At 71.4% G+C, this 11,256-nt stretch carries 9 protein-coding genes; 2 read left to right on the top strand and 7 right to left on the bottom strand.

Annotated elements, in window-relative coordinates; genetic code table 11:
• Positions 1-415 precede the first annotated feature (415 nt).
• Positions 416-1,309: a DegV family protein gene (locus tag KVA01_RS03705; RefSeq protein WP_233438743.1), complete on the bottom strand. Its 894-nt coding sequence runs from the start codon at positions 1,307-1,309 to the stop codon at positions 416-418.
• A gap of 206 nt (positions 1,310-1,515) precedes the next feature.
• The gene (leuS, locus tag KVA01_RS03700) at positions 1,516-4,041 is read right to left on the bottom strand and encodes a leucine--tRNA ligase (protein WP_371858566.1); all 2,526 of its coding nucleotides are present in this window, start codon (positions 4,039-4,041) and stop codon (positions 1,516-1,518) included.
• 172 nt (positions 4,042-4,213) lie between these two features.
• Between leuS and KVA01_RS03695 the strand changes: the two genes are divergently transcribed.
• Both KVA01_RS03695 and KVA01_RS03690 read left to right on the top strand, forming a co-directional pair.
• Positions 4,214-5,269 (top strand): alpha/beta fold hydrolase, encoded by a 1,056-nt coding sequence (locus tag KVA01_RS03695; protein WP_068467578.1) that lies wholly within the window; start codon positions 4,214-4,216, stop codon positions 5,267-5,269.
• Positions 5,266-6,366, top strand: coding sequence for a glycosyltransferase family 4 protein (locus KVA01_RS03690; protein WP_068467576.1), 1,101 nt, complete (start codon positions 5,266-5,268; stop codon positions 6,364-6,366). The genes KVA01_RS03695 and KVA01_RS03690 overlap by 4 nt, the downstream gene beginning before the upstream one ends.
• Positions 6,367-6,438: 72 nt before the next feature.
• Here KVA01_RS03690 and KVA01_RS03685 read toward each other — a convergent pair whose 3' ends face one another.
• From KVA01_RS03685 to KVA01_RS03665, 5 genes are all read right to left on the bottom strand, one after another.
• Positions 6,439-7,374 (bottom strand): ABC transporter permease, encoded by a 936-nt coding sequence (locus KVA01_RS03685; RefSeq protein ID WP_068467574.1) that lies wholly within the window; start codon positions 7,372-7,374, stop codon positions 6,439-6,441.
• Entirely contained in the window at positions 7,371-8,549 is a 1,179-nt protein-coding gene (locus tag KVA01_RS03680; protein WP_141268957.1) for an ABC transporter substrate-binding protein, read from the bottom strand. Before KVA01_RS03680 ends, KVA01_RS03685 begins: the two co-directional genes overlap by 4 nt.
• Positions 8,546-9,319 carry an ABC transporter ATP-binding protein gene (locus KVA01_RS03675; RefSeq protein ID WP_233438742.1) on the bottom strand — a complete coding sequence of 258 codons (774 nt, stop codon included), beginning with the start codon at positions 9,317-9,319 and terminating at the stop codon, positions 8,546-8,548. The genes KVA01_RS03680 and KVA01_RS03675 overlap by 4 nt, the downstream gene beginning before the upstream one ends.
• Positions 9,295-10,383: an acyl-CoA dehydrogenase family protein gene (locus KVA01_RS03670; protein ID WP_141268955.1), complete on the bottom strand. Its 1,089-nt coding sequence runs from the start codon at positions 10,381-10,383 to the stop codon at positions 9,295-9,297. Before KVA01_RS03670 ends, KVA01_RS03675 begins: the two co-directional genes overlap by 25 nt.
• A gap of 176 nt (positions 10,384-10,559) precedes the next feature.
• The gene (locus KVA01_RS03665; RefSeq protein WP_068467565.1) at positions 10,560-11,093 is read right to left on the bottom strand and encodes a DUF4242 domain-containing protein; all 534 of its coding nucleotides are present in this window, start codon (positions 11,091-11,093) and stop codon (positions 10,560-10,562) included.
• Positions 11,094-11,256 lie beyond the last annotated feature (163 nt).

The following is an 11,256-nucleotide window of genomic DNA, read 5'->3' as shown; positions in this document are numbered from 1 at the left end:
GAGCCATTTAACCCATTCTCCCGATTCTTTTGGTAATACCGAAGCGACGTAATTTCCAATTAGGTTACCCTCCCGCTCAAAGGATATGCACCCCCCACCTTCGAATTCAATACGTACGCCCTGAATCGGTATCTCGATTATGGCTTCGAGTGAATCCACGTCTCCGGTCAATATAGCTGCCACCGAACGTAAAAAATTTGTCTTCCCGCGACCATTTGGAGCATATATTAATCTAAGTAAGCCCGGGGTGCCCTCGTCATAATTAATAGTATAGGAGAATTGCCCCAAAACTCCATATCCGAATATATTAGAGAGTCTATTGCTTTTCATAAGTTACTCACCTCGAGGAGCGTTTGCTGCGTGGATGGTAGAAGGGGGAATTCCCCTAAGAAATAGCATTACTTATCCATATGTGTCAATACCCCGTTGTATTACTCGTACTCCACGCATCAGCAGCAATCCCCTCCACCACCGCGGCCTTCGTCCCGAGCCCCACGTGCGCGCTAAGCACGGGCGGCAAGTCGCTGATCACCAGCTCGGCCTCGGGGCGGTAGCGGTCCCGCAGCACCTCGCCGATCTCCCGTGCCCCGTTCGCATCGGCCACGTGATGCACGCACAGCACGGGCCGCTCGGGCTCCGCGTGGGCAAGCGCCTCCCCCACGAGCGTCATGAACCGCGCCCGCGCCTTCGCCAAGGACACCGGCCGCTCCACGGTGACGATCTTCCCCTCCGACAGGCTCAGCAACGGCTTGATCTGCAGCATGGATCCCACCATCGCCGTAGTCGGGTTGATTCTCCCGCCGCGGCGCAGCGTCTCCAGCGATCGCACCTGGATGAGCACCTGCGCACGCTGGGCGGCCTCGCGGGCGGCCTGGGCGACGTCGTCGATCCCGGCCCCCGACGCCGCCGCCTCCAGCGCCGCGCGCACCGCCAGTCCCTGCCCGAGCCCCGCGCTAGCGGTGTCCACGATCCGCACAGGGATCCCGATCTCCTGCCGGGCGATTCGCGCCGCACCCACCGTGCCGGAGAGCTCCCCAGACAGGTGGACGGAGACGACGGCGTCGGAGCCCTCCGCTTCGAAGCGCCGGTACGCGGCCCGCAGCGCACCCGGTGCAGGACGCGAGGTGGTCACCGGCTTTCCCTCGGCGAGCGCCACGACGAGCGAGGAGAGCGTGTCCGACTCGTCCTCGGTGCGCAGCTGCCCGTCGATGAGCACGGGCATGTCCACGAGCGCGAACCCTGGGGCGGCCTCGAACGCACGGACCCAGGAGGCGGGGAGGGCCGCGGCACTGTCGGTGACGACCGCCACGCGGCGGGGCGCGGCGGCGTCGGGCCCGGAGGGCGAAGTAACGGGGCCCGGCTGCCAGCCCTGTCGCTCCCGCGGGGCGTTGCAGTCCGTGCGCAGCCCCGGGTGCGGGTGGGACCGCGGTTCATGACCGGGCCCCGAGAACGGGCGGAGCCCGCCCTGCCACTCGTGCGAGTCTGGGGACGGGCTCCGGCAACCGTGGGCGGTCATCAGACCACGATGTTCACGAGCTTGGGTGCGCGCACGATCACCTTGCGCACCGTGGCGTCCGCGAGCAGCCGCTGGACCGTCTCCGAGGCCATGGCCGCGGTCTCCAGGTCCGCCTCGGAGATGTCCGCGGGGACCTCCAGGCGGTCGCGGACCTTGCCCTTGACCTGCACGACGGCGGTCACGGTGTCCTCCACGAGCAGCGCGGGGTCCACGGTGGGCCACGGGGCGCGCACCACGGAGTCCTCGTGGCCCAGCAGGCGCCACATGTCCTCGGAGGTGTAGGGCGCCACGAGGCTCAGCAGGATCGTGACAGCCTCCACGGCCTCGCGCACGGCGGGATCCGCGGGACCGCAGCCGGAGTCAATGGCCTTGCGCACCGCGTTGACCAGCTCCATGGTGCGGGCGATGACCACGTTGAACTTCCCGGAGTCCAGCAGCTGCTCGGAGTCCACCACCGTCTTGTGGGTGGTGCCGCGCAGCGCCCGGTCACCGTCGGCGAACGGTGCGGCGGGGTCCGACGTGCAGTCCTGCGCGAGGCGCCACGCGCGGGCGAGGAACTTCTGGGCGCCCTGGGGCGAGACGTCCGACCAGTCGACGTCGTCCTCCGGCGGGGAGGCGAAGACCATGGTCAGGCGCACGGCGTCCACGCCGAACTCGTCGAGCTGCTCGCCCAAGTCCACGCCGTTGCCCAGGGACTTGGACATCGCCTTGCCGCCGTTGAGCACCTGTCCCTGGTTCAGCAGCGCCTTGAACGGCTCCGTGAACCCGACCAGCCCGAAGTCGTAGAGGGCCTTGGTGAAGAACCGCGAGTACAGCAGGTGCAGGATCGCGTGCTCCACACCGCCCACGTACTGGTCCACCGGCAGCCACCGGTCCACCGCGGCACGCTCGAACGGCGCGGTCTCGTCCTGCGGGGACGCGTAGCGCAGGTAGTACCAGGAGGAGTCCACGAACGTGTCCATGGTGTCGGTGTCGCGCTTGGCGGGACCGCCGCACGCGGGGCACTCGACGTTGACCCACTCCGACGCCGCCGCGAGCGGGCTCTGCCCCTTGGGCGCCAGCTGCTCGCCGCGCAGGTCCTCGGGCAGCCGCACCGGCAGCTGGCCCTCGGGCACCGGCACCTCGCCGCACGCACCGCAGTGGATGATCGGGATGGGTGCACCCCAGAAGCGCTGCCGGGACAGCAGCCAGTCGCGCAGCCGGAAGTTCACGTGGCGCTCGCCGGTGCCGGCCTCGGTCACGATCTCGATGGCCTTGTCCAGCGCCTCGGCCTTGGGCAGCCCGTCCAGCGGCCCGGAGTTCACGAGCGTGCCGTCGCCGACGGCGGCCACACCGGTGACCAAGGGGTCCTCCTCGCCGGTGTCCAGCACGGTGCGCACGGGCAGGTCGAACGCGCGGGCGAAGTCCAGGTCACGCTGGTCGTGGGCGGGCACCGCCATGATGACGCCGGTGCCGTAGTCGGCGAGCACGTAGTCCGAGGCCCACACCGGCAGCTTCTCCCCGGTCAGCGGGTTCACGGCCCAGCGGCCCAGGAACACACCGGTCTTCTCACGGTCCGAGGCCTGGCGCTCGATGTCCGACAGCGCCTTGACCTCCTCGCGGTACGCGGCGAGCGCCTCTGCCTGCTCCGGGGCCACGATCTCCGCTGCGATGGGGGCGTCTGCGGCGACCACGCAGAACGTGGCGCCGTAGAGGGTGTCCGGGCGGGTGGTGAACACGGTGACGGTGCGCCCGGAGGTGTCGGAGGGGTCCGCGCCCTCGGCGGGGGCGCCCTCGATCACGAAGTTCACGTGCGCACCCTCGGAGCGCCCGATCCAGTTGCGCTGCATGGCGAGCACGCGCTCGGGCCAGTGGCCCTCGAGCTCGGCCATGTCGTCGAGCAGCCGCTGGGCGTAGTCGGTGATCTTGAAGTACCACTGGTTCAGGGACTTCTTGGTCACGGGGGTGTGGCAGCGCTCGCACAGCCCGTTGACCACCTGCTCGTTGGCGAGCACGGTCTGGTCCTTGGGGCACCAGTTGACCGGGGAGTCCTTCCGGTAGGCGAGACCGTGGGAGTAGAACTGCAGGAACAGCCACTGGGTCCACCGGTAGTACTCGGGGTCCGAGGTGTGGATCTCACGGTCCCAGTCCACGCTGATCGCGTAGCGCTTGAAGGACTCGCGCTGGGTGTCGATGTTGCGGTAGGTCCACTCGGCGGGGTGGGCGTCGCGCTTGATGGCGGCGTTCTCCGCGGGCAGCCCGAAGGAGTCCCAGCCGATGGGGTGCATCACGTCGTAGCCGCGGTGCAGCCAGTAGCGGGAGACCACGTCCCCCATGGCGAAGGCCTCCGCGTGGCCCATATGCAGGTCACCGGAGGGGTAGGGGAACATGTCGAGCACGTAGCGCCGCGGCCGGGAGCCGTCGTCCAGGGGTGCGAAGACCCGGTGGCGCTCCCAGTAGCCGGACCAGGTGTCCTCGATCCTCCGGGTGTCGTAGTCGGTGCCCGCCTCCGGGGTGCTCTGCTCGCTCACGTGCCTCGCCTTCAGGGTTCGCTGGGGGTGGGCCGGGATCCGCGCTCACCCCGGTCTCGAGCGGGGCCGTGCGCCGCCAACTCGAACGTGTGGGGATCCCCCATAGTTTAGACCAGCCCGCCGCGCCGTCCGTTCCCATGCGCCACCGCTACCATGGGTGCGCTGAACCCGGACGACTGGAGGCCCCGTGGACAACCCCTACGCAGAACGGCGCAGCGTGGAGCTGGACGGCTACCGCGTGCGGTACTGGTTCTACGACGCGGACAAGGAGCGCAAACCCCTGTTTGTGATGCTCCACGGCTTCCGCGGCGACCACCACGGGCTGCAGCTGATCGCGAGCGCCCTGCGGGAGAAGTACCACGTGGTCGTCCCGGACCTGCCCGGCTTCGGGCGCTCCGAGCCCTTCCCGGACCGCGAGCACTCGGTGGCCAACTACGTGGAGTTCACCCGGGCGTTCGTCTCCGCCCTCACCGACGACGCCGTGTCCCCGGACTCCGGGACCGGCGTCGTGCTGCTGGGTCACTCCTTCGGCTCCACCGTGGCCGCCCACTTCGCCGCCGCCTACCCGGAGATGGTGGAGCGGCTCGTGCTCGTGAACCCCATCTCCCAGCCACCGCTCGCCGGCTCGCAGAGGCGGCTGACCAAGCTCACGGAGCTGTACTACGGGGTGGGGGCCTCGCTTCCGAAGCGTCTGGGAACCTCCCTGCTGTCCTCGAACACCGTGGTCAAGCTCATGACGGACGTGATGGTCAAGTCCGATGACCCGGAGGTCAAGCGCTACGCCCTGCGCCAGCACCAGGCCTACTTCAACGCGTTCGCCAACAGGGAGGTCCTCAGCCAGGCCTACCAGGCCTCGATCTCCCGCACGGTCGCGGAGGTCGCGATGCAGCTGAGCATGCCCACGCTGCTGGTCGTGGGCGAGCTCGACGACCTCGGCTCCGTGGACTCCCAACGGACCATGGCCAGCTGGATCCGCAGCCACAGCCTGAAGATCATCCCCGGGGTGGGTCACCTGATCCACTACGAGACGCCTCTCGTGGCCGCGCAGCTCATCGAGGAGTTCCTCGCCTCCCCCGCCCCCGAGCCGCTCGAGGGCTACGACCGCCTGCCCTTCGCGGACACCACCGCCTCCACCCCGGACCAGCTCACGGGCATGCTCCCGGCGGTCGCGGGCCACGACGGCGAGGGTCAGCTCGACCGCGAGGCACGGGCACGCGGACCACGGGAGAACGAGAACCGGTGAAGCTGCTCTTCGACGCCCGCTACATCCGCACCGACCACCACGACGGCATCAGCCGCTACAGCGCCGAGCTGCTCACCGCCACCGCGCACGCCGTGCGCGAGGATCCGCGGGTCCGGCTGTGCGCCCTCGTGAGCGACCCTGCCCAGCGCCGCTTCTTCCCGGAGCTGCCCACCATCACGGGGCCGTCGGTGACCTCCCCGGCGGAGGTGTTCACCGGCGCCCTCCTGACCAGGTACGCGCCCGACGTCGTCTTCTCCCCCATGCAGACCATGGGCTCCCTGGGGCGCCGCCACCGCCTGATCCTCACGCTGCACGATCTGATCTACTACGACCACCCGCAGCCCCCCGGTGACCTGCCGCTGCCCGTGCAGTGGGGCTGGCGCGCCTACCACGCGGCGTGGTGGCCGCAGCGGCTGACCCTGAACCGCGCGGACGCCGTGGCCACGGTCTCCGAGACCTCGCGCGAGCAGATCCTCGCCCACCACCTCACGAAGCGCGAGGTGCGCGTGGTCGCCAACGCGGCGCCGTCGTCGGGCATCCCCGAGGACCAGGCCCTCGAGCGGCTGGCGCGGCGCGGCACAGACCTCGTGTACATGGGCTCGTTCCTGCCCTACAAGAACGTGGAGACGCTCGTGCGGGCCATGGCCCACCTGCCCGGGCACACGCTGCACCTGCTCTCCCGCATCACCCCCGCCCGCGAGGCCGAGCTGCGCTCGCGGATTCCGGAGGGCGCGCAGGTGATCTTCCACCACGGTGTCAGCGAGGACGAGTACCGCGAGCTGCTCACCACCTGCGCCGCGCTCGTCACCGCCTCCCGCGCGGAGGGCTACGGCCTGCCGCTCGTCGAGGCCTTCGCCCAGGGCGCGCCGGTCGTGTGCTCCGACCTGCCGATCTTCCACGAGGTCGCCGGCGACGCCGCCGGATACGCCCCCGCGGACGACGACGCCGCGTTCGCCGCCCGGGTGCGCGAGCTCACGGACCCGGGGCTCGCCCGCGAGCGCGTGCTGGCGGGACTGCACCGGATCCGGGAGCACACGTGGGCCGACTCCGCCCGGGAGCTGCTGGATCTGGCATGGGAGCTGCACCGCCGCGACTGACCCGCGAGGAGCCCGCCCCGGCGCGTGACGGCAGACGACCCGGGGCCGTGCCGACGGGTCCCGCCCCCCGGCTCAGTCGCGCACCACCCGGTCGCGCAGCAGCCACTGGGCGAGGGCGTCCAGGGCGATGCCCAGCAGCCCGATCGCGAGGATCACCACGAGCATCTCGTCGTAGGCCAGCCGGTCCCGGGCGTTGAGAATCTCGTAGCCGAGCCCCGTGCTGACACCGAGCATCTCCGCGGGCACGAGCACGACCCACGAGATCCCGAGTGCCAGGCGGACACCCGTCATGACGTACGGGCGGATGCTCGGCAGCACCACGGAGGTGAGCCGCTCGAACGGCGTGGCCCCCAGCGTGCGGGCCACGCGCAGGTGGGCGGGATCCAGTGCGGCGACGCCGGCGGCCGTGTTCATGGCGATCGGCCACACGGCCGCCGCGGCCACCAGGAAGACCACCGGAGCGCTTCCCACCCCGAACAGCGCCACGGCCACCGGTGCCCAGGACAGCGGCGAGACCATGCGCAGGAACTGCACGACCGGCGCGCTCGCCCACCGCACCCGCCGCCACGAGCCGATCATCAGCCCCAGCGGCACCCCGAGCACCGTGGCGAGGACCAGACCGCCCAGCAGGCGCCACAGGCTCGTCGCGGCGTCCTGGAGCACCACGCCGCGCTGCCACAGGGAGGCGACGGCGCCGGGCAGCTGCTCGGGGCGGAACGCGGCGATCATCGTGGACCCCGCGGCCGCGGCGTGGGTGAAGGCCCACCACGCCGCCACCGTGACCAGGACCCCCGCCGCACCCCAGGCGAACGCGGCCGCCCGGTGCGGACCGGCCTGGCGATGAGCACGGCCGCGGGGACCCGCGGTCCGGGACGGGCCGGGCGCGGGGACCGCCCGGGAGCCGTCGGCGGTGCCCGGGGCGGCGGCGTCGAGGTCGGTGGTCGCGTCCTGCGGGCTCCCAGGACGCGCGGTGCCCGGGTACGCGGTGCGGCGGGACGTGGAACTCATGCGCGGATCTCCTCGGTGCGTGTGGCGCCGTCCAGGCCGAAGGCGGCCCAGCCACCGGCCTTCGCGATGCTTCGGGTCACGAGCGTGTCGTCCACGAGCTCGCGGTGTGCGGCGGCGGGTTCCAGACCGCCCAGGAAGTCCGCGGGGGCGTCCACCACCGTGTCCTTCATTGAGCGCACGAGCTCCTCGGTGAAGCTCGCGTACGGGTACGGCCGGAAGTCCAGGGTCTCGCCGTGCCACTGCGGGTGGTGCAGGGCGCCAGCGTGGTCGGCGGCGGAGTAGGTCAGGGCCCGCTGGATCACGGGCCGGGGCTGCGGCAGGTAGCCGCCCGCGAGCACCGCGGCGGTCTCCGGACGGTTCTGGCGCGCCCACGCCTGGGCCCGCACCAGGGCGTCCATGAATCCACCCGCCTGGTCGGGGCGGTCCCGCAGCAGCTCGCCGCGCAGCATCGTCACGCAGCACGCGTGGTTGCGCCAGACATCCCCCAGGAAGCGGTGGATGGTGCCCACGTGCCTGACCTCCGCGGCGGCGTCGAACGGGTCCGCGACCACGTAGCCGCCGATCACCCCGTTGTTCAGGGCGGGCAGCATGTCCGCGGGTGCCATGGGCACCAGTGCCACGGTGCCCCGCGAGCGCGAGGGGCTCTCCCGCATGACCGGTGTCAGCCCAGCCGCGCGCAGCAGCTTCTGCACCACGACGTTGTGGATCGACCACCACGCCGGGATCGCCACCGTCTCCCCGGCGAGCTGCGGCAGATCGGTGATGCCGGGGCGCACCGTGAGCGCGGAGCCGTTCGTGTGATTCCACGCGGTGATCCGCACGTCCGCCTGCAGGCCGTAGCGCATGTAGAGGGCCATGGGCATGAGCATGTGGATCGCGTCGACCTTGCCCGCGACGAACCCCTCGGACAGGGACGCCCAGCTGCGGAACATGACGGGGCGTGCCACGGTCACCCCGGCGTCGTCGAAGTAGCCGTTGGCGTGGGCGACGAGCAGGGGCGCCGCGTCGGTGATGGGGAGGTACCCGATCCGCACGGGCCGGGAGGTGCCGCCACCGCTGCCGACCGCGCTCGTGCGCGAGTACAGGGTGCCGGAGCCCCACGCCGCACCGGTCAGTGCCGCGGCCCCGGCACCGGCGCGCAGCACGGCCCGTCGGGTGGTGAGCGGGGCGCTCATATCTCCCAGGTTCCCGCGCCGTCGTCCGTGCCGCGGTAGCTCGCGAGGATCTGCTCGGCCGTGGTGCCGTCCCGGGCGGGGGCCCACTGGCGCCGAAAGCCGCGGGGCCCGGCGAAGAAGCCGATGCGGTCGCCGAGGGCCATGGCCTCGGCGACGTCGTGGGTCACCAGGAAGACCGTCAGGTCCAGGTCCGTGGCGAGTCCGCGCAGCCACGCCTGCAGGTCCTCGCGGGTCGCGGGGTCCAGGGCGCTGAAGGGTTCGTCGAGCAGCAGCACGTCCGGGCGCACGGCGAGCGCCCTGCCCACGGACACTCGCTGCGCCTGTCCCCCGGAGAGCTCCTGCACGGGGGTATGGGCGAGATCGGCGAGACCGAGGATCTCGAGCAGCTCGGCCACGTGCCGCTCGTCGAAGCGGTCGCGGTTGCGCCGGTAGCGCCCGCCCAGCGCGAGGTTGCGGCGCACGGACAGCCACGGGAACAGTGCGGGTGACTGGAAGACGACTGCCAGGCGCGCATCCGGGTTGCCGAACTCGATCGTGCCCCCGTCCAGGGCTTCCAGCCCGGCGATGGCGCGCAGCAGCGTGGACTTCCCGGAACCGCTGGGCCCCAGCACGGCGAGCGTCTCGCCGCGGCGCAGAGTCAGGTCCACCCCGTCCAGGGCGGGCCCCGCGGCCCCGGGGTAGGTCTTGCGGACGCCGCGGACGCGCAGCGCGACGTCGTCGGACGCCGAGGTGGTGCTCACCCCGCTCAGCCGAGCCTGCGCAGTTCCCACCGCAGGTGTCCTTCCGTGGGCGATTGGACGGGCAGGAACGCCGCCTCCCGTGCGCGGCGGGCGGTGGGCGAGTTCAGGGCGTAGCCGCGCCCGCCCACGACCTTGGCCTCCAGGCGCGTCGCCTCACCGGTGAGCAGCGCGGCGTCGAGCCGCAGCTGCAGCAGCTCGCGGGCCCCGACGGCGCGCGGGTCACGGGCGAGACGCACGAGCTGCTCCCGCAGCCGCCCCTGCTCGGCCACGGCGGCGTCGAGGTCCTCGCGGAACATCTCTCCCACCCCGCCCATGGCCGAGCGCGCGCTCGTGAGAGCGGCGGCGGAGAGCCCGAGGCAGAAGGCGCTCTGCAGCAGCAGGAACGGCCCGCGGACCGTGGCGAGGAACGCGGGTACGTCCTCGGTCAGCACGTCCTGCGCCGGGTCGATCTCGACGTCCTCCAGCGTGAGGATTCCCGACGCCGTGGCGTTGAGGGCCATCAGGTTCCGCAGGGGCCGCACGCCCACCCCGGGTGCGGACACGCGGGTGCGCACGACGGCCGTGCCGCCGTCCTCGCGCACCACAGGCAGGACGACCTCCGCGTCCGGGTACAGGTTGGACGCCCACGGCACCGTCCCGTTCAGCACTGTGGCGCCTTCGCGGCGGGTGAGCGTCACCGGGATCTCCCCGATCCCGGCCGCCGCCTTGAATGCCGGTGCCATCGCGGAGCACACGGGAACCGCGCCGGAGCGCAGCGCCGGGGAGATCTGCGCGCCCACCGCGTCGAGGTACTCGAGGCTCGAGCGGTGGCCCCACAGGGAGAACGCCGTGGCCGTGCACTGCGTCGCGAGGTCGAACACGACCGCCGCCTGACCGCGCAGGTCATTGCCACCGAGGCCCTGGTCCAGCAGCCCGTGGTCGCCGAGCTGCCGCAGCGTCTCGAACGGGGTGGTCTCGGCGTCGTCCGTCGCACGGGCCCGCTCGGCGGCGAGCCCGCACACGAGGTCGTGCTCGGGGTAGTCGACGAGCGGGGCCAGCAGGTCCTGGGGCGCGGCGTCGGCGTCGAGAGTGGGGGCGGAGATGGACTGGGACATCGTTTCCGTTCGGTGGGTCGAGAGGTCACGGCGCGTCGCGGGACCGCTCGGCGTGGTGCCGAGAGGTGCTGGCGCGGCGCTGGGAGGGGGCGGGACGACGACGCCGTCCGCGGCCCTGCGTGGACGGCACCCGGGTGGATGCCCGGTGCCGGCCACGCGGCGCAGGGGCTCCTGGCTCAGACCTCGAGCTTGAACATGCGGTCGAAGGGCGTGCTCACGGCGGCGCGGGCGCGCACCACGGCGTCCTCGTCCGGCGCGTTGTAGAAGCACAGGCACTTGGCGGTGTCCTCGCGCACGTAGGTGCGCAGGAACGAGACCTCCGGCACCTCGGCGTACTTGGGCGAGTTCGCCTTCTTGCGCGCCAGGTACTGGTCCATCGTGATCTCGGCGGGGATGTCCCACTCCACGAGGTAGTCGGTCTGGCCCTTGAGCTTCTTGATGTCCTCGAGCTCCGCGCCGACCAGGCGGACCTCGTCCGGGCCGGTGACCTCGGTGACGGTGTCGGCGAGAGCGGCGCGGACGGTCTCCGCGAGGCCCTCCGTGCTCTCGCTCTCCACGACCACGAACACCCGGCCGTGGTCGGCGGTGACCTGCGACTCGATGAGTTCGGCGGAGGCCTGGGACACGGCGGTCGACGTCGCGTCGATGATCGAGCGCACGGCCTCCTTCTCGGGGGTGGCGGGAACGAGTTCGATGAGCTGCAGCGACATGCTGGTCCTTTCGGCGAGGGTCGTGCGGGGACGCGCCGCGCACCGGGCAGTGTGCTCGGTGCACGAGAGCAACCCCGCGTGAACGTGCCCTTCACCGTAGAGAAGTGAACGGACCACGGCTGCGCCCGGTTCACAGTTCGTCACATTCCCGGGGCGGCGCCCG

Origin of the sequence: Kocuria varians, assembly GCF_006539885.1 — a bacterium.
Classification (GTDB): domain Bacteria; phylum Actinomycetota; class Actinomycetes; order Actinomycetales; family Micrococcaceae; genus Kocuria; species Kocuria varians.
This window is presented reverse-complemented; position numbering and strand designations above follow the sequence as displayed.